Origin of the sequence: Nocardioides sp. Iso805N (genome assembly GCF_000364605.1) — a bacterium.
Classification (GTDB): domain Bacteria; phylum Actinomycetota; class Actinomycetes; order Propionibacteriales; family Nocardioidaceae; genus Nocardioides.
Window position 1 is genome coordinate 493,773 of record NZ_KB822575.1, and the last position, 17,083, is coordinate 510,855.

The 17,083-nt window shown below is 70.7% G+C and carries 19 protein-coding genes; 7 read left to right on the forward strand and 12 right to left on the reverse strand.

Going from position 1 to position 17,083, the window contains the following annotated elements; genetic code table 11:
- Positions 1-80: 80 nt before the first annotated feature.
- The 4 genes from hemC to H036_RS0102370 form a co-directional block, all read right to left on the reverse strand.
- Complete coding sequence (gene hemC, locus H036_RS0102355) at positions 81-986, reverse strand: hydroxymethylbilane synthase (protein WP_017933166.1); 906 nt, start codon at positions 984-986, stop codon at positions 81-83.
- Positions 986-2,272 (reverse strand): glutamyl-tRNA reductase, encoded by a 1,287-nt coding sequence (locus H036_RS0102360; RefSeq protein ID WP_017933167.1) that lies wholly within the window; start codon positions 2,270-2,272, stop codon positions 986-988. The genes hemC and H036_RS0102360 overlap by 1 nt, the downstream gene beginning before the upstream one ends.
- Positions 2,269-2,943 carry a redox-sensing transcriptional repressor Rex gene (locus tag H036_RS0102365; protein WP_036487136.1) on the reverse strand — a complete coding sequence of 225 codons (675 nt, stop codon included), beginning with the start codon at positions 2,941-2,943 and terminating at the stop codon, positions 2,269-2,271. The genes H036_RS0102360 and H036_RS0102365 overlap by 4 nt, the downstream gene beginning before the upstream one ends.
- Positions 2,944-3,062: 119 nt before the next feature.
- Complete coding sequence (locus H036_RS0102370; protein ID WP_017933169.1) at positions 3,063-3,311, reverse strand: glutaredoxin family protein; 249 nt, start codon at positions 3,309-3,311, stop codon at positions 3,063-3,065.
- 45 nt (positions 3,312-3,356) lie between these two features.
- Here H036_RS0102370 and H036_RS0102375 point away from each other — a divergent pair, with 45 nt between their 5' ends.
- The 3 genes from H036_RS0102375 (at position 3,357) to H036_RS0102385 (ending at position 6,476) form a co-directional block, all read left to right on the forward strand.
- Positions 3,357-4,259, forward strand: a complete 903-nt coding sequence (locus H036_RS0102375; RefSeq protein ID WP_017933170.1) for an HAD family hydrolase — start codon at positions 3,357-3,359, stop codon at positions 4,257-4,259.
- Between the two features lie 125 nt (positions 4,260-4,384).
- Positions 4,385-5,164: a sigma-70 family RNA polymerase sigma factor gene (locus H036_RS0102380; protein WP_017933171.1), complete on the forward strand. Its 780-nt coding sequence runs from the start codon at positions 4,385-4,387 to the stop codon at positions 5,162-5,164.
- A gap of 136 nt (positions 5,165-5,300) precedes the next feature.
- Entirely contained in the window at positions 5,301-6,476 is a 1,176-nt protein-coding gene (locus tag H036_RS0102385; RefSeq protein WP_017933172.1) for a DUF5667 domain-containing protein, read from the forward strand.
- A 309-nt stretch (positions 6,477-6,785) separates the two neighbouring features.
- Here the strand turns inward: H036_RS0102385 and H036_RS0102390 are convergent, their stop codons facing one another.
- From H036_RS0102390 to H036_RS0102410, 5 genes are all read right to left on the reverse strand, one after another.
- Positions 6,786-7,937, reverse strand: a complete 1,152-nt coding sequence (locus tag H036_RS0102390) for a lysophospholipid acyltransferase family protein (protein WP_017933173.1) — start codon at positions 7,935-7,937, stop codon at positions 6,786-6,788.
- On the reverse strand, positions 7,930-8,994 hold the full coding sequence (locus H036_RS0102395; protein WP_081615406.1) for an NAD-dependent epimerase/dehydratase family protein: 1,065 nt from the start codon (positions 8,992-8,994) through the stop codon (positions 7,930-7,932). Before H036_RS0102395 ends, H036_RS0102390 begins: the two co-directional genes overlap by 8 nt.
- A 33-nt stretch (positions 8,995-9,027) precedes the next feature.
- The gene (locus H036_RS24765) at positions 9,028-9,129 is read right to left on the reverse strand and encodes a 30S ribosomal protein bS22 (protein ID WP_017933175.1); all 102 of its coding nucleotides are present in this window, start codon (positions 9,127-9,129) and stop codon (positions 9,028-9,030) included.
- A gap of 166 nt (positions 9,130-9,295) precedes the next feature.
- Positions 9,296-9,502, reverse strand: a complete 207-nt coding sequence (locus H036_RS0102405) for a helix-turn-helix domain-containing protein (RefSeq protein ID WP_017933176.1) — start codon at positions 9,500-9,502, stop codon at positions 9,296-9,298.
- A 195-nt stretch (positions 9,503-9,697) separates the two neighbouring features.
- Positions 9,698-10,879, reverse strand: coding sequence for an acetoin utilization protein AcuC (locus H036_RS0102410; RefSeq protein ID WP_017933177.1), 1,182 nt, complete (start codon positions 10,877-10,879; stop codon positions 9,698-9,700).
- Between the two features lie 183 nt (positions 10,880-11,062).
- Between H036_RS0102410 and trpS the strand changes: the two genes are divergently transcribed.
- The gene (gene trpS, locus H036_RS0102415) at positions 11,063-12,016 is read left to right on the forward strand and encodes a tryptophan--tRNA ligase (protein WP_017933178.1); all 954 of its coding nucleotides are present in this window, start codon (positions 11,063-11,065) and stop codon (positions 12,014-12,016) included.
- Between the two features lie 75 nt (positions 12,017-12,091).
- On the opposite strand, the gene proC is transcribed toward trpS, so the two are convergent.
- From proC to H036_RS0102430, 3 genes are read right to left on the reverse strand one after another with little or no spacing between them, the layout of a single operon-like run.
- A complete protein-coding gene (gene proC / locus H036_RS0102420; RefSeq protein WP_017933179.1) occupies positions 12,092-12,904 on the reverse strand; it encodes a pyrroline-5-carboxylate reductase in 813 nt (270 codons plus the stop codon).
- Positions 12,905-12,939: 35 nt separating this feature from the next.
- Positions 12,940-13,716, reverse strand: coding sequence for a sugar phosphate isomerase/epimerase family protein (locus tag H036_RS0102425; RefSeq protein WP_017933180.1), 777 nt, complete (start codon positions 13,714-13,716; stop codon positions 12,940-12,942).
- 21 nt (positions 13,717-13,737) lie between these two features.
- Entirely contained in the window at positions 13,738-14,682 is a 945-nt protein-coding gene (locus tag H036_RS0102430; RefSeq protein ID WP_017933181.1) for a Ppx/GppA phosphatase family protein, read from the reverse strand.
- 131 nt (positions 14,683-14,813) lie between these two features.
- On the opposite strand from H036_RS0102430, the gene H036_RS0102435 reads away from it, so the two are divergent.
- From H036_RS0102435 to H036_RS0102445, 3 genes are all read left to right on the forward strand, one after another.
- Positions 14,814-15,578 carry a hypothetical protein gene (locus tag H036_RS0102435; RefSeq protein ID WP_017933182.1) on the forward strand — a complete coding sequence of 255 codons (765 nt, stop codon included), beginning with the start codon at positions 14,814-14,816 and terminating at the stop codon, positions 15,576-15,578.
- Positions 15,579-15,713: 135 nt separating this feature from the next.
- Positions 15,714-16,370, forward strand: a complete 657-nt coding sequence (locus tag H036_RS0102440; RefSeq protein ID WP_017933183.1) for a VOC family protein — start codon at positions 15,714-15,716, stop codon at positions 16,368-16,370.
- A 10-nt stretch (positions 16,371-16,380) separates the two neighbouring features.
- Entirely contained in the window at positions 16,381-17,079 is a 699-nt protein-coding gene (locus tag H036_RS0102445; RefSeq protein ID WP_017933184.1) for a class I SAM-dependent methyltransferase, read from the forward strand.
- The last annotated feature ends 4 nt before the right edge of the window (positions 17,080-17,083 follow it).

A 17,083-nucleotide genomic window follows, 5' to 3' on the forward strand; every position in this document is an offset into this window, starting at 1 on the left:
GAGAGCGTCGACGCCGGATGCGCCGCTGCCCATGTCCCTCGTCTGTGCCCGCTTCGGGGCCCGTCTGTGAATCCGTGCCGTCACAGCTCCGCCGCCCCGTCGGCGAGTATGTCCTTGGCGAGCCGCTCCCCCACGCCACCGGCATCGGTGACCGGACCCGACGCCGAACGCCGGATCGCCACCGCGCCGTCGGCCGAGAGCACGACCGCCCGCACCCAGAGCTCGTCTCCGTCGTCACCCTCGACGACCTCGGCGAGCGTCCCGATCGGGGCCGCGCAGCCACCCTCGAGGGTGGCCAGCACGACCCGCTCAGCCGTGACGGCGGCACGTGTGTGAGTGTCGTCGAGCCGGCTCAGCACAGCGATCAGCTCGGTGTCGTCGCTGCGACACTCGATCGCCAGCGCACCCTGCCCCGGGGCCGGCAGCACCTGCAGCGGATCGAGCACCTCGGTGACGTCATCGAGCCGGTCGATGCGGGCGAGACCGGCGCGGGCGAGCACGACGGCGTCGTACTCACCGCTCCGGACCTTGCCGATGCGGGTGTCGACGTTGCCACGCACACCGCTGATCTCCAAACCGAGGCCGAGCGCGTGCACCTGCGCGGTGCGTCGCGGCGAACCGGTCCCGACCCTCGAGCCCTGCGGCAGCTCGCCGAGGGTCAGGCCGTCGCGGGCCACCACGACGTCGCGCGGGTCCTCGCGGGGCGGGATCGCGACCAGCGTGACGCCTTCGTGCGGATAGGTCGGCAGGTCCTTGAGCGAGTGCACGGCCAGGTCGATCTCGCCGGCGAGCAGGGCGTCGCGCAGCGCGTTGACGAACACGCCGGTCGACGTGGTGCCGGTGATCGGCGTGCCAGCGGCCTGGGTGCGATCGCCGGCGGAGACGACCTCGACCAGCTCCACGTCGTGACCGAGCTCGCGGATCGCGTCGGCGACGTGGCCGGACTGGGTCATCGCGAGGTGGGAGCGGCGGGTACCGAGACGCATCACTGCTCCACCTCCCCGAGCCCGGGCCGGGTGACAGCACTGACTGCCTCCGGGTCGAGCGCGAACAGCTCGGCGAGCGCGCGCTCGTAGGAGATCGCGCCGGTCTCGTTCGCCAGCTCCTTGACCCGCACCGTCGGCTCGTGCAGCAGCTTGTCGGCGACGCGGCGTACGGCGCGCAGCACCTCGTCGCGCGTTGTCGGATCGAGCGCCGGCAGGCGACCGTCCAGGCGCGCCATCTCGGCCTCGACGACGTTGGTCGCCATCGTCCGCAGCGCCACCACCGTCGGCGTGACCTGAGCCTGCCTGCGGGCGGCGAGGAAGGCGGTGACCTCCTGGGAGACGATCCCGCGGACCGCGACGACCTCCTGGCCGGCCTCGGAGGCCTGCAGCTCGTCGGCGAGGGTGCCCAGGTCGATCAGCGTCGCCCCGGGTACGTCGGCACACGCGGGGTCGATGTCGTGCGGCAGCGCGAGGTCGATCAGCGCGACCGGCCGCGTCCCCACCATCTGCGGTGTCACCAGCACGCTCCGGGCGCCGGCACAGGCGATCACCACGTCGGCCTGGGCGACCTCGATGGCGATGTCGGCCAGCGCGGCGGCGCGTCCGCCGTACTCGGCGGCGAGACGCTCGGCCCGCTCGGGCGTGCGGTTGACGACGACGATCTCGCGGGCGCCGAGCCGGGAGACGGTGGCGGTGGCCAGCCCGGCCATCGCGCCGGCGCCCAGGACGACGACGCGCAACCCGCTGACGTCACCCACGGTGGCGCGGGCACGCTCCAGGGACGCGCTGACCAGCGACGGCGCGGCCTTGTCGATGTCGGTCTCGGCATGGCTGCGCTTGCCGACCCGCAGCGCCTGCTGGAAGAGAGTGTTGAGCGCCGGGCCGACAGTGCCCAGCTCCTGGCCGAGCTGGAGCGCGGCCCGGGTCTGGCCGAGGATCTGGCCCTCGCCGACCGCCATCGAGTCGAGGCCGGCAGCGACCTTGAAGAGGTGGGAGACGGCACCGTCGTCGTAGTGCACGTACAGGTGGGGCAGGACGTCCTCGACCCGGACGCCGGACCGCTCGACCAGCAGCCGGGAGAGCTGCTCCACCGAACCGTGGAACCGGTCGACCTCGGAGTAGACCTCGAGCCGGTTGCAGGTCGCGATGACCGTCGCCTCGGTGACGTGCTCGGTGTGGGCGACGTCCTGGAGGAGCTTGTGCAGCCCGTCGTGATCGATCGCGAGCTGCTCGAGCAGTTGGACCGGGGCCGAGTTGTGGCTGATACCGACGACAAGGATGCTCACAGCGTCTGAACCGCCTTCCGCTGCTCGTGGTACGCCAGGATCTGGAGCTCGATGGAGAGATCGACCTTGCGTACGTCGACCCGCTCCGGCACCGACAGCACGGTCGGAGCGAAGTTGAGGATGCTGGTGATGCCGGCGGCGACCAGCGCGTCGGCGACGTCCTGGGCGGCGACCGCCGGCACCGCGATGACGCCGATCGCGACGCCGTTCTCGGTGGCGATCTCGGGCAGGTCGTCGAACGGACGCACCTGCAGGCCCGCCACGGTCTGGTCCTTCATGTCCGGGTCCGCGTCGAGCAGGCCGACCACCCGGAAGCCGCGGCTGCGGAAGCCGGAGAAGTTGGCCAGGGCGTGGCCCAGGTTGCCGATGCCGACGATGACCACAGGCCAGTCCTGGGTCACGCCGATCTCGCGGGCGATCTGGTAGCGCAGGTAGTCGACGTCGTACCCGACCCCGCGGGTGCCATAGGAGCCCAGGTAGGAGAGGTCCTTGCGCAGCTTCGCGGAGTTGACCCCGGCGGCGGCGGCGAGCTCCTCGCTGGAGCAGGTGCTGATCTGCTGCTCGGCCAGGGCGACGAGCGCACGGAGGTAGACGGGAAGCCGGGCGACGGTGGCCTCGGGGATGTCCCGGGCACTGTCGTTGCTTCGTGCCGTCACTGTGTGCTCTTTCATGCCACGCCGAGGGTGGGGGTCTGTCACAACCCGGGGTCGCCCAGCGGCCTGATCACTCTAGGAGTTTGTGAACGGGAGAACAAAACGAGCCGAGCCGACTAGCACAACGGTGTGAGCCATCAGACAACAGGGTGCGCCAGGGCCGCCCGCAGCCGAGCCTCGTCGACCCGCCAGAAGTCGTGCTGCCGACCGTCCACGAGGGTCACCGGGATCTCCTCGCCGTACCGCGCCCGCAGGGCCGGATCCTCGTCGATGGAGTGCTCGACGTAGCTCTCGCCGAGGTCGGCGCAGACCCGCTCGATGACGGTGCGGGCCTCGTCGCACAGATGACAGCCGGGACGGGAGAAGAGTGTGATGCGTGCAGCCACGGGACCAGTGTCGCCCATCGTCGTACAACCCCTAGGGTGGCAGGCATGAGCACCGCTCGTGATCGTCAGCGACGCCGCGACGAGCTGCGCCGCAAGGATCTGCAGCGACGCTCGGTGCTGGCCGGCGAGGCCTCCGCCGCGTCCGCCGAGGTCGAGTCGGCGTTGTCGACTCCGAACGAGAAGGTCAGCGCCGCGTTCTTCGACGTGGACAACACGGTGATGCAGGGCGCCTCGATCTTCCACCTCGCGCGGGGCCTGTACCGGCGCAAGTTCTTCACGACCAGCGACATCGTGGGCGCGGCCTGGAAGCAGGCCTACTTCCGCTTCGTCGGGGTGGAGAACCCCGAGCACGTCGAGGCCGCTCGCAACTCCGCGCTCAGCTTCATCGCCGGCCACACCGTGCGCGAGCTGCAGGAGGTCGGCGAGGAGATCTTCGACGAGGCGATGTCGGACCGGATCTGGCCCGGCACCCGAGCGTTGGCCCAGCTCCACCTCGACCAGGGCGAGCGGGTCTGGCTGGTCACCGCCGCCCCCGTCGAGATCGCCCAGATCATCGCCCGCAAGCTCGGCCTGACCGGAGCGATGGGCACGGTCGCCGAGCACGTCGACGGTGTCTACACCGGCCAGCTGGTCGGCGACATGCTGCACGGGCCGGCCAAGGCCGAGGCGGTCAAGGCGCTCGCCGCGCGCGAGGGCCTCGATCTCAGCCAGTGCGCCGCCTACTCCGACTCGGCCAACGACCTGCCCCTGCTGCAGCTGGTCGGCCGACCCTGCGCGGTCAATCCCGACGCCCGGTTGCGCCGCCACGCCAAGGCGCACGGCTGGCCGATCCGCGACTACCGCACCGGTCGGAAGGCGGCCCGGGTCGGCTTCGCGGCCGGTCTGGTGGGCGGCGCTGCCGCGGGAGCCGTCGCGGCGGCGTCGACGCTGCGCGAGAAGCGTCGCTAGTCACACCGATCGTCCGGGTCGCCACATGACCCGAACTGCCAGCTGGCGTCTGGACGCCTGACAAGCGACTTGAGCGGACCGTAGAGTGGCGTTCGTCTCGGGGGACAGTGGGGAGGGACCACACGATGCCGCAGTACGGCAAGGACGTCGCGCGTGGGCTCCATGCCCTTCGTGTGGCGGTTGCTGCCCTGCTGGTGGAGCCCGCCCTAGCGGGCACTGCAGCCCACATCCTCCACTCCGAGGCCGCCTCCTCGGCCTCCGCCCCCGAGCGCGGCAGCGGTGGTCCGGCGCGGGGCGATGGCGAGGGCCCCGATGACGAGGCCCTGGCGGCCTCCTCAGAGGTCTCGGCTGCCGAGCGCACGCGCCTGATCGGGCTGGTCGAGCTGGCCCGCAAGGGCGACTCCGAAGCGTTCGGGATGCTCTACGACCACTACCACACCGCGGTCTATCGCTTCCTCTTCTACCGGACCCGTTCGGCCACCCTGGCCGAGGACCTGACCTCGGAGACCTTCTTCCGGGCGCTGCGCTCGATGAACGGGTTCCGCTGGCAGGGCAAGGACTTCGGCGCCTGGCTGATGACGATCGCCCGGAATCTCGCCACCGACCACTTCAAGGCGGGTCGCACGCGGCTGGAGCTGACCACCGAGGACATGGGGCAGCACGACGACGCGACCGAGGGGCCGGAAGCCGCAGTGCTGGCCGGCCTCACGAACGAGGCCCTGCTCAAGGCCCTGGCCAAGCTGCCCGACGAGCAGCGTGACTGCGTCGTGATGCGGTTCCTGCAGGGGCTCTCGATCGCCGAGACGGCCGCGGTGCTCGGTCGCAGCGACGGCGCCGTCAAGCAGTTGCAGCTGCGCGGCGTACGCAATCTGGCGAAGCTGCTGCCCGAAGGGCTGCGTGGGTGATGCAGCACACGAGGATCACGCCTGCAACGGCCGTAACCTATGGCGACCGCGGTTCGTTGGCGATGCGGAGCGACACCACCCCGCACGCTCTGCCCTTCCCTGCACTCGCCCACACCGACCGAGTAGGACCACCGCGATGAGCCCGGCGTTCAGCATGCGTCGTCGTGCCGACGACTTCGACCGCCTGGTCGAGGCCGCCCGGCAGGGCACCCCTGCCTCCGGGCCCGTTCCCGCCGAGCTGGCCGAACTGGCCACCTTCGCCGCCGGCCTGGCAGACGTCCCGCAGGTGACGCCTCGGGCGGACTTCTCCGCCGATCTTCGCGAGCGGCTGATGGCCGCCGCCGCCACCGAGCTCACACCGGCGACCGAGGTCGAGGAGCGACTCACCGTCCGCGGCAACCCTGCCACTCGGCGGCGGCACGAGCGCCGCCTCACGGCCGGGATCGCCTCGCTTGCGATCATCGGTGCGAGTGCCGGTACGGCGCTGGCCTCCCAGGGCGCTCTGCCCGGCGAGACGCTCTACCCGGTCAAGCGGGCCATCGAGAACGTCCGTGCCGGCTTCACCCCCAGCGACAACGGCAAGGGCACGGCGTTGCTCAGCGACGCCGGCACCCGTCTGGAGGAGGTCGGGGACCTCGCTCGCAGCTCGTCGGACAACAGCGACGAGATCAACAGCACCCTGAACGCCTTCAGCCAGCAGGCGAAGAAGGCCTCGGATCTGCTGCTGAGCAACTACGAGCAGCACGACGATGCCGCGTCCATCGCGAAGCTGCAGCGGTTCACCGCCGACAGCATCGACCAGCTCACCGTGCTCGAGCCACTGGTGCCCGACTCGTCCCAGCAGGCGCTGACCGAAGCCGCTCAGACAGTGCTCACGATCGACACCGCCGCCCACAACGCCTGCCCGAGCTGCGGCGGCAGTCCGATCACCTCCCTGCCCGAGTCGCTCCTGACGCCTGTCTCCAACTCGCTGGACGCGCTGACCAGGTCGCTGCAGTCCCCGTCGTCGAGCAAGGCCAAGGACCCCAAGCCGATCAAGCTCCCCTCGGTCCCGTCCACTGTCGGCCCGGCGAACGTCGACCCCTCCTCGCAGGCCTCCACCCAGCCCTCGACGGGGGCCGTCTCGACGGATGGCGGTTCGGACCCCGTCACGAAGGTCCTGCCACACACGCCGACGTCGACACCGACCTCGCTCGGCGACGCGGTCAAGGGCGTCACCAACGGCGTCGACGGCACGGTCGACGGCCTCCTCGGCACCGTCAACGGTCTGGTCGGCGGCCTGCTCGGCACCGGCCAGACGCCCGCCCCGTAACCCACCTGACCAACGCGAGCACAAGCCCCCGATCATCGGGGCGCGGCGTTGTGGGGCACGGCTGACCCTGGGCACGGAAATCGTGGGGCACGGCTGACCCTGGGCACGGAAGTCGTGGGGCACGGCTGACCCTGGGGCGCCGCCAGGGGCGCTGCCGGACGACGCGCCGGCGAGGAACGAGCCGCGCGCGGCGGTAGGCCTGCCCCCACGCGCCGCCAGGGCCAGCCGGGCCCCACATCAGCCGGGCCCCACACAACCGGACCCCACACAACCGCGCCCACCCGACGACCGCCGGACGACCGGCGGACCTCAGTGAAAGACGGACTGCCGCTGCATCAGCAGCGAGTACAGCGTCTGCTGGATGGTCTCTCGCACCTGGTCGGTGACGTTGAAGACGAGCATCGGGTCGTCGGCCGCGCTGGCGTCGTACTCGTCGGTGCGCACCGGCTCGCCGAACTCCATCAGCCACTTCGACGGCAGGGGGATCAGCCCCAGCGGGCCGAGCAGCGGGAAGAACGGCGTGACCGGCAGATACGGCACGCCCAGCACCTTGGCAAGCGCCGGAACGTTGCCGACGAGCGGATAGATCTCCTCGGCCCCGACGACCGAGAGCGGCACGATCGGCACGCCGGTGCGCAGCGCGGCAGAGACGAACCCGCCGCGGCCGAACCGCTGCAGCTTGTAGCGCTCGCTGTAAGGCTTGCCGATGCCCTTGAAGCCCTCCGGCCAGACCCCGACCAGCTCACCGCTGCGCAACAGCCGCTCGGCGTCCTCGTTGCAGGCGAGCGTGACACCACCCTTGCGGGCGAGCGAGCCGATGAACGGCAGCTTGAAGACGAGGTCCGCACCGAGCGGGCGCAGCGAGCGAGCGGCGTGGTCGTGCAGCGTCACCATCGTCATGAGACCGTCGATCGGCAGCGTGCCGGAGTGGTTGGAGACCACCAGTGCGCCGCCGTCGGCGGGGATGTTCTCCAGACCGCGGACCTCGATCCGGAACCACTTCTGCGCGATCGGGCGCAGCAGGCTGACGAAGAACCGCTGGGTGAGCTCGGCGTCGAAGCCGAACTCGTCGACGGCGTAGTCCCCCGTCACACGCCGGCGCAGGAACGCCAGAAAGCCGGCCAGCTGCGGCTCCCAATCCTCGCCGAAGACCTCGCGGGCGGCGACATCCAGGGCGGCCTGCCAGTCGGCGAGCGGGATGCCCTTGAGCGGCCCCCTGTCCTGGCTGTACGCCGGACCCTGGGTCGTGACCGTCTCCGCGGGGGCGACGACCTCCGTGGGCACGACCGGGTCGTCGTGGCCACTCGACTCTCCGGATGTGACCTCTGGGACCGCGGAAGGTGACTTCTCGACCGGCTTCTTCGGCTTCGCGAGTGCGCGGGCTGCTGCGGACGGCGCGCGACCGGTCCCGCGACCGGGGCGGCCACGGGTGCCGATCGGGATGATCTCGGCGTCACCCATGCTCGTGGTCCTCACCGGCGGCCTGGCCGATGGCGTGGAGCTGGTGCTCGACGCCCCGGTTGGAGGGCAGGCGCTCCTCGACCGCGGCCAGCAGGCTGTCGATCCGTCCACCGGTGGGCACAAGGCCGGCGGCGAAGTCGTCGAGCGCCCCAGCGGTGGTGTAAGCGGGCTCGAAGCCGAGCACCTCGCGGGTCCGGGTGGTGTCGATGCCGCGGCCGAAGGTCAGCAGCGCGCGGAGCTCGGGCGAGACCGGTGCGACGTGGGCGGGGCGCAGCAGGCCGAGGCCGAACGACGGCACCGGCAATGTCGGGCGCTGCAGCCGGCGGACCACCTGCGAGAGCGGCATCACCCCGGCGCCGGCGACGTTGAAGGTCCCGGAGATCTCCGAGCGCACCGCGTGCGCGAGAGCGGCGTAGAGATCCGACTCGTGCAGGAACTGCAGGCGAGGATCGAATCCGATCCGGCGCGGGATCAACGGCAGCCGCAGATAGCTCGCCATCGGGCTCTCGACCTTCGGTCCGATCACGTTGGTGCAGCGCAGCGTGGTCACGCAGACGTCGGGGCGGCGGCGGGCGAAGCCACGGACGTAGCCCTCGATCTCGGCGACGTCCTTGGCATAGCCACCACCGGCACGCCGGGTCTCGGACGTCTCGGTGAACATCGCCGGGTCGCGATTGCTCGCGCCGTAGACGTGAGCGGTGGACTTGACCACGAGGTGACGCACCGTCGCCGCCTTCTGGCAGGCAGCGAGGAGCTGCATCGTGCCGATGACGTTGAGCTCCTTCATCGTCGACCGCCCGCCGGTGCTGCCGGGGGTCGAGATGATGCTCATGTGGACGACGGTGTCGACGTCCTCCTTGGCGATCACCTTGGCGATCACCGGGTTGCGGATATCGGCGCGGACGAACGACATCCCGCCGATGTCTCCACGCGGCGGGACGACGTCGACGCCGATCACCCGCTCGACGTTGGGGTGAGCAGCGGCTGCGCGCGCAAACCTGCGCCCGAGGTCTCGGGAGACCCCGGTGACGAGAACGACCCGCCCTGCGCTAGCCACCGGCTCTAACGCGAGATCAGCGTGATCCGAGCGTCACTTGCCGAGCTTGCGACGGGCGACGCGCGTCTTCTTCAGCAGCTTGCGGTGCTTCTTCTTCGCCATCCGCTTGCGACGCTTCTTGATGACAGAACCCACGGATCAACCTTTCGACTCAACCGGCGACCTTCGCCGGTGAACCGGCAGAGTTGCGTCCGCCGGTCGGGCCAGCCTAACGGTCGCGGCGAAGCGGTGCGGAATCGGTGCGCGGCACGAGACGTCGCGCACCCCACCGACAGCGCCTCGACCGGCGGCCGGCGGCTTCTCAGCCGGCGTTGTAGAAGGAGTTCTTCAGGTATTCGTTCGCGTCCTCCTCGCGGACGCGGAAGGATCGGCCGACCCGAACGGCCGGCATCTCGCCACTGTGGACGAGTCGGTAGACGGTCATCTTGGAGACGCGCATCATCGCGGCCACCTCGGCGACGGTCAGGAAGGTGCTGTCAGAGATGTCACCGGGCTTGTTGGCAGCCATCGTGTTCCACACTTTCTAAAGGGCCAGCCTGTTCAACGCGCCATCGGCTTCCCCACCGATGCTCACACGCGCTGTGCTGTCCGTGAGATTAGTGCCCGCTGTGACTGATGGGGAAGAGGAAACCTGTGGGAATTTCAAACCTACGGCGTGTCGCCTTGCATGCAAGCCGTTTCGTCCTCCCGCACGGACCCTCTGTCAGGGCAGCGGGTCGAGCCCGAGCAGGGGAAAGACCGCGGTGCGGGTGGCGTTTACCTGCCGGTCCAGCCACGTGTTGGGGTCATATCCCTGCCTCCAGTCACGGTACGCCGGGACCTTGCCGTCGGTCATCAATCGCGGCGCATCGAGCCCGACCAGCTCGCGGACGTGCTCGCGCCAGCCCGCCGGCACCTCGACCCACGGCTCGACCGGCGTACCGCTGAGGACGGCGAGCAGGTGGGTCCAGGCCCGCGGCACCACGTCGACCACGGCGTACCCCCCGCCGCCGAAGGCGACCCACTTGCCGCCCGCGACCTCGTGGGCGAGCTCGTGCAGGGCGAGGTAGGCGGCGCGCTGGCCGTCCACGCTGAGCATCAGGTCGGCGAGCGGGTCCTCGGCGTGCGAGTCACAGCCCTGCTGGGTCACGAGCACCTCGGGGCGGAACTCGCGCACCAGGTCGGGCACCACCGCGTGGAACGCCCGCAGCCAGCCGTGGTCGGCGGTCCCCGGCGGCAGCGCCACGTTGGCGGCGCTGCCCTGCGCGTCCCGGCCACCGACGTCGTTGGCGAAGCCGGTCCCCGGGAAGAGCATCTGCCCGGTCTCGTGCAGGCTGATGGTGAGCACCCGCGGGTCGTCGTAGAACACCCGCTCCACGCCGTCGCCGTGGTGGACGTCGACGTCGACGTACGCGATCCGCTGCGCACCGTGGTCGAGCAGCCACTGGATGCCGACAGCGACGTCGTTGTAGATGCAGAAGCCGCTCGCCCGGCCGGGCATGGCGTGGTGCAGGCCGCCCATCGGGTTGGCGGCGTGGATGTTCTCGCCCTCCCACACCCGGCGGCACGCCTCCACGCTGGCGCCGACGATGTGCGCGCTCGCGTGATGGATCTGCGGGAACAGCGGGTTGTCGTCGGTGCCCAGCCCGTGGTCGAGGTCGGGGCGCATCGAGGCACCGGCCTTCTCGACCGCCTCGATGAACGCCGGGTCGTGCACCGTGACCAGCTGGTCGAGGGAGGCCATCGGGGCAGGGACCACATCCAGCCGATCGAGTACGCCGAGGTCTCCGGCCAGCCGCATCGTCAGCGACACCCGCAGCGGGGCCATCGGGTGATTGGGCCCGAAGTCGTACTCGCCCAGGCTGGAGTCATAGACGACCGCCGACCGCCCGGAGCACGCATCCATGGCCCTGACGGTACCGGGCCGGTGTGCCAGACTGTGGCTGTGCTCACGATCAAGACCCAGCAGTGGTGGCCCGCCTGATTCGGCGGCCCCACTGATCGAGCGCACCACCCCATCGGCCGCCCACGGGCGGCCGATCGTGTTCTGCACGGCACTCCTGTGGGCCCACCCCTCAGGAGGACCTTCATGAACACCCTCTCGCTGATCACCCCCTCCGGCCGGCTCACGCTGGGCAACCTGCTCGGCGCCCTCCGTCCGATGGCGGCCGCCGCGGGGCCCTCGTCGTACTTCGGCGTCGCCGACCTGCACGCGCTGACCACCCCGCACTCTCCCGCCCTGCTGCGCTCGCGGGTGGCGGAGATGAGCACGCTGCTGCTCGCGTGCGGCCTGGATGCCGCGACGCTCTTCGTGCAGTCACAGGTGCCCTCGCACCGCTCGCTCGCCTACCTGCTGGAGTGCGTGGCGAGCACCGGCGAGCTCAACCGGATGATCCAGTTCAAGGAGAAGGGCGCCGTCTCCTCGCGGGCCTCGCTCTACACCTACCCCGCACTGATGGCCGCGGACATCCTGCTCTACCGCACCGCCGAGGTCCCGGTCGGCGACGACCAGCGGCAGCACGTCGAGCTGACCCGCGACCTGGCGCTGAGGTTCAACCGGGAGTACGGCGAGGTCTTCACCGTGCCGCGGGCGGTGCACCCACCACGCGGCGCCCGGGTGATGGACCTGGCCGCGCCCGAGCGGAAGATGTCCAAGTCGGCCGGCGACGACCACAGCGGCTCGATCTTCCTCCTGGACCCGCCCGAGGTGATCCGGCGCAAGGTGATGCGCGCGGTCACCGACTCCGATGTCGGCGCCTCGGCCGTGCGATCCGATCGAGCGCAGAAGCCGGGCGTCACCAACCTGCTCGACATCCTGCAGGCGTGCGGCGGGTCGGCTGCGGGGATCTCGACGTACGGGGCGTTGAAGAAGGCCGTGGCAGACGCTGTCGTCGCCGAGCTGGAGCCGCTGCAGAAGCGTTACCGGGAGCTCGCCGCGGACCCGGCCCACGTGACGGCTGTCTATGCGGCCGGTGCGGCGGTGTGCCGGGAGGTCACCGCGCCGGTGCTGGCGGCGGCTGAGGCTGCGGTGGGGGTGGGCTGAGGCGCCGGGAGTGGCACGAAGTGGGTGGTGGCAGCAGCCTGTCCAGACGGGCTGCGACTCCCCCTGAACATCGTGTTACCCCTCGCCGCGCGCGATCTCCCGCGACCTGTCGCGGTTGGCCCGGGTGGCCTCGAGCAGCGTGCCGCGCAGCGCGGCGTTCTCGAAGACGCGGAGGGCGGCGGCGGTGGTGCCACCGGGCGACGTGACGTTCTCCCGGAGCACTGCGGGGTGCTCGCCGCTCTCCCGCAGCATCATCGCCGACCCGACGAGGGTCTGGTTGACCAGCTGCGCCGAGACCGCACGGCTGAGCCCGAGGTGCACACCGGCCTCGATCATCGCCTCGGCGATGTAGAAGACGTAGGCGGGGCCCGAGCCGCTGAGGGCCGCGGCCGCATCGATCTGCGCCTCCGGCACCACCGCCACCGCTCCGATGGCGCCGAGCAGCTCCTCGGTCAGGCTCACCTGCTCGGAGGTGGCAGTCGTGCCAGCGGAGATCGCGGACATCCCCTCGCCGATGGCCGAGGGCGTGTTGGGCATGACCCGTACGACGCCGACGCCGGCGGGGACGGCCGCCTCGATCGACGCGGTGGTCAGACCGGCGGCCAGCGAGACCACCAGCTGGCCGGGGCGCAGCGAGAGGCCGCTCAGCAGGTCGACGACCTGGTAGGGCTTCACCCCCAGCACCAGTACATCGGCGCGGGCGGCCGCGTCGGCCGGGTCGACAGCGTCCACGCCATAGGTCTCGGCGAGCTCGGTCGCCCGCTCGCGTCGGCGTACTCCGGCAATGACCGCCTCGGGTGCGTGACCCGCCTTGAGCAGACCGGCCAGCACGGCCTCGCCCATGTTGCCGACGCCGATGATGGCGGTGATGGACTGCGCAGTGTTCACGGGGGAAGGCTACGGCGTACGCCGGCGCCGCGTGCTCACGCCCGGAAGTGCTCGCGCGCGAACTCCAGCGACTCGCGCAGGTCCGCCTCCCGATCGGTCTTGGAGGCGGCCTTGCGGGTGTTGATCTCCAGCACGATCTCGCCGTCGAACCCGGTCGTGGCGAGGTGTCGCAGGAAGGCGGCGGCATGCATGTCTCCCCGACCCGGGACCAGGTGCTGGTCCTTGGCGCCGTCGGTGCCGTCGGTGAGGTGGATGTGCCGCAACCGGCCGCCGAGCCGGTCGGCCATCGCGATCACGTCGTCCTGCGCGATGGCGGCGTGGGAGAGGTCGATGGTGGTGTTGGCATAGTCCTCGGTCGAGGGGTCCCAGTGCGGCAGGTACATCTGCATCGAGCGCTTCGAGGCCCGCCAGGGATACATGTTCTCCACGGCGAAGAACAGGCCGGTGTTGGCCTCCAGCTTGGCGATCCCCTCGACGAAGCCCGCGGCGTAGTCCTTCTGCCAGCGGAACGGCGGGTGCACCACCACCGTGCCGGCACCGACCGCGTGCGCCATCTCGGCAGAACGCTCGAGCTTGCCCCACGGGTCCGTGCCCCAGACCCGCTGGGTGAACAGCAGGCACGGCGCGTGCACCGCCGAGATCGGTATGTCGTGGTGCTCGCTGAGCTGCTGCACCGCCGAGGTCTGCTGGGACAGCGCATCGACGCCGACCATCACCTCGACAGCGTCGTAGCCGACCGACTTCGCGTAGCCGAACGCGTGCGCGGTCGACTCGGGGTAGACCGAGACGGTGGAAAGGCCGATGCGGGTCATCGTCGAGTCCTCATGGTGTCCTCATCGGATCCGGACGCTCATCTGGTCGAGCCGCTCGAGGATCACGCCCTCGCGCAGCGCCCACGGGCAGATCTCGAGCTCCGGCAGGTCGAAGATGTCCATGCAGGCCTCGGCCACGAACGCGCCGGGCACGATCTGGTGGGCGCGGTCTGCGCTGACGCCGGGCAGTCCGGAGAGCTCACGGCGCGACATCCCCACCAGCTTGGGCACCCAGCGGCTCAGCTCCTCCAGCGGCAGCGTCCGGCGTACGAGCGGGCCGTCTCCGCTGGGGGCGGCGCCGCAGATCCGGGCCAGGCTGCGGAAGGTCTTCGAGGTCGCCACCGCCTTGTCGCACGCGCCGGCGCGGATCAGGTGGCCGGCATCCTGCGCGATCGAGGCACGGATCCGCTTGCGCAGGTCCCTGATGACGTCCTCGCCGGGGGCGTGGTCAGCGTCGGTGAAGTAGGTGCTGGCGAGTCGGGCCGCGCCCAGCGGCAGCGACCAGGCCACGTCGGGGCCCTCGTCGGTGCCGCCGGCCAGCTCCAGCGAGCCGCCGCCGATGTCGAACACCGCGAGCCGTCCCGCCGACCAACCGAACCAGCGACGCACCGCCAGGAAGGTCAACCGGGCCTCGTCCTCACCTGCCAGCACGTCGATCGTCACCCCGGTCTGCTCGCGCACGTGCTCCAGCACGGCGTCGGAGTTGACCGCGTCGCGCACCGCCGACGTCGCGAACGAGAGCATCTCGGCGCAGCCCTTGTCCTCGGCGACGCCGAGCGCCGCGGCGGTGAAGGTCGTCAGTGCATCGATCCCGCGCTGGGTGACGGCGCCGTGCTCGTCGAGGTGCTCGGCCAGCCGCAGCGGCTGCTTGTAGGAGTACGCCGGAAGCGGCGCAGCGCCGCCGTGGGCATCCACGACCAGCAGGTGACCGGTGTTGGAGCCGATGTCGAGCACGCCCAGCCGCATGGGCCCCACGCTACCGGGCGATCGTGGCCGGCACATTGCCTGCGCGTGTCGTCGGACGGCGTACGACGCCTCGTCCGGCTGGCGCCAGGCGCGGCACGACGAGTGCTGGCCCACGCCGTACGCTTCGGCTCATGCCCGAAGTACCCCTCGACTTCCCCCGCGCCTGGGTGGAGTTCGTCAATCCCGACGACGCCGAGGAGGTGCTGCGCTGCGACCTGACCTGGTTGACGTCGAGCTACAGCTGCATCTTCGGGCAGGGCTGCGCCGGCATCTACGCCTCGGCCCCCGATGTCGGCTGTTGCACCCTCGGGGCGCACTTCTCGGACGAGGACGACGAGGAGCGCGTCGCGGCGTACGTCGATCAGCTCACCCCCGAGCTGTGGCAGCTCAGGCCCGCCGGGCGCAAGGTCAAACGCAGCGACTGGGTCGCGAAGGACGACGAGGGTGAGCGCAAGACCCTGGCCGTCGAGGTCGACGGGCAGCAGGCGTGCGTCTTCCACAACCGCCCGGGATTCGAGGGCGGCGCCGGATGCGCGCTGCACATCCTCGCGCTGCAGCAGGGCCGCAACCCGCTGGAGACCAAGCCCGACGTCTGCTGGCAGCTGCCGCTGCGGCGTACGTTCCGTGACGTGGAGCGCCAGGACGGCACCACCTACACCGAGGTCAGCATCGGGGAGTACGACCGCCGCGGCTGGGGACCGGGTGGACATGACCTGGACTGGTACTGCACCGGCAATCCGGTCGCCCACGTCGCCGCGGAGCCGCTCTACCTGACCAGCCGCGCCGAGCTGGTCGCGCTGATGGGCGAGGCTGCCTATGCCGAGCTGGCCCATCACTGCGAGGCGCACCTGCGCTCGCGATCGCTGTTGGCGATCCATCCCGCCGATCCGCACTGAGGGTCGCCCCAGGCAGTTGTTCGCCAGTCGTTCGACCGTCCCTCGGCGGTCGGCGGGGGTGTCTTCACTGTCTCGATATCAAGACACCTCGACCCCCATGTTGGTGTGGAGCCAGGGTGTGTTCAGAATCAAGGCATGCGCCTGGACCATCTTTCCTACGCCGCCGGCCCTGACGGCCTGATCAGCACCGCGAAGCGGATCGGCGAGCTGCTCGGCCAGGACTTCGTCGACGGGGGCGTGCACCCTCGCTTCGGCACGCGCAACATGACGCTGCCGCTGCGCGGTGGGATCTACCTGGAGGTCGTCGAGGCGCTCGATCACCCGGCCTCCGACAAGGCGCCGTTCGGCCAGGCCGTCAAGGCCCGCTCCGCTCTCGGCGGCGGCTGGATGGGCTGGGTCGTCTCGGTCGAGGACATGGCGCCGGTCGAGGAACGGCTCGGCCGCCCGTGGGTCGACGGCAACCGCCACCTGCCCGACGGCACCGCGCTGCGGTGGAAGCAGATCGGCATCAACGGCCTGATCGCCGACCCGCAGCTGCCCTACTTCATCCACTGGCTCACCCCGGAGCTCCACCCGGGCAACGCCGGCTCGGACGTCACCTTGACCTGCATCGAGATCTCGGGCGAGAAGCAGCGCGTCAAGGACTACCTCGCCGACGAGTTCAAGGAGCGCACCGACCCCTACACCGGCCGGCCGGCCGAGGACGTCGCGATGCACTGGGTCGCCGAGCACGGCACCCCGGGCCTGCTCGCCGCGCAGTTCACCACGCCCAACGGCGACGTGCGGATCTGAGGCCAGGCCCTTGACCGGGCCGGCCGCGGGAGCGGTGCCGAGCCCGAACATCTGGCACCACACGGCGACCTACGAGCTGGAGAACCTCGCCGCCGACCCCGACGGGCGACTCTGGTCCACGCTGCAGTCGATCACCTCCTGGCAGGGCCGTGACGTGCTCGACCTCGGCTGTGGCAGTGGCTTCCACCTGCCCCGCTTCGCTGAGACGGCGCGCTCGGTCGTCGGAGTCGAGCCGCATCCCGATCTGGTCGCGCTCGCGCGCCGGCGTACCCGGCGTCTGGGCAACGTCTCTGTCCAACAAGGGGTGGCCCAGGCGATCCCGCTGCCGGACGCGTCGGTGGACGTGGTGCACGTGCGATGGGCCTACTTCTTCGGCCCCGGGGGCGAGCCCGGCCTCGCGGAGCTCGATCGCGTCGTACGCCGCGGCGGCACGGCGTTGGTGATCGACAACGACGCCACCCGCTCGACGTTCGGCCGGTGGTTCCAGCAGGGCTATCCCGGCATCGACGCGGCCGCGGTGGAGCGGTTCTGGTCGCTGCACGGCTGGGCGCGGAGCAGCGTCGACATGGGCTGGCGGTTCTCCTCCCGCGATGACCTGGAGGCGGTGGTCAGGATCGAGTTCGCCCGCGAGGTGGCCGACGCCGTGCTCGCAGAGCACCAGGGGCTCGAGGTCGACTACGCGGTCAACGTCTGGTCCAAGCGCTTCTGAGGCG

What these genes read in the sequence shown, in the direction of transcription:
- H036_RS0102425 (WP_017933180.1), bottom strand. Translation starts at nt 13,716, where the DNA reads ATGACCCGCATCGGCCTTTCCACCGTCTCGGTCTACCCCGAGTCGACC.
- H036_RS0102365 (WP_036487136.1), bottom strand. Translation starts at nt 2,943, where the DNA reads ATGAAAGAGCACACAGTGACGGCACGAAGCAACGACAGTGCCCGGGAC.
- H036_RS0102435 (WP_017933182.1), top strand. Translation starts at nt 14,814, where the DNA reads ATGCCCGAAGTACCCCTCGACTTCCCCCGCGCCTGGGTGGAGTTCGTC.
- H036_RS0102405 (WP_017933176.1), bottom strand. Translation starts at nt 9,502, where the DNA reads ATGGCTGCCAACAAGCCCGGTGACATCTCTGACAGCACCTTCCTGACC.
- hemC (WP_017933166.1), bottom strand. Translation starts at nt 986, where the DNA reads ATGCGTCTCGGTACCCGCCGCTCCCACCTCGCGATGACCCAGTCCGGC.
- H036_RS0102380 (WP_017933171.1), top strand. Translation starts at nt 4,385, where the DNA reads ATGCCGCAGTACGGCAAGGACGTCGCGCGTGGGCTCCATGCCCTTCGT.
- H036_RS0102375 (WP_017933170.1), top strand. Translation starts at nt 3,357, where the DNA reads ATGAGCACCGCTCGTGATCGTCAGCGACGCCGCGACGAGCTGCGCCGC.
- trpS (WP_017933178.1), top strand. Translation starts at nt 11,063, where the DNA reads ATGAACACCCTCTCGCTGATCACCCCCTCCGGCCGGCTCACGCTGGGC.
- H036_RS0102390 (WP_017933173.1), bottom strand. Translation starts at nt 7,937, where the DNA reads ATGGGTGACGCCGAGATCATCCCGATCGGCACCCGTGGCCGCCCCGGT.
- H036_RS0102430 (WP_017933181.1), bottom strand. Translation starts at nt 14,682, where the DNA reads ATGCGGCTGGGCGTGCTCGACATCGGCTCCAACACCGGTCACCTGCTG.
- H036_RS0102410 (WP_017933177.1), bottom strand. Translation starts at nt 10,879, where the DNA reads ATGGATGCGTGCTCCGGGCGGTCGGCGGTCGTCTATGACTCCAGCCTG.
- H036_RS0102385 (WP_017933172.1), top strand. Translation starts at nt 5,301, where the DNA reads ATGAGCCCGGCGTTCAGCATGCGTCGTCGTGCCGACGACTTCGACCGC.
- H036_RS0102440 (WP_017933183.1), top strand. Translation starts at nt 15,714, where the DNA reads ATGCGCCTGGACCATCTTTCCTACGCCGCCGGCCCTGACGGCCTGATC.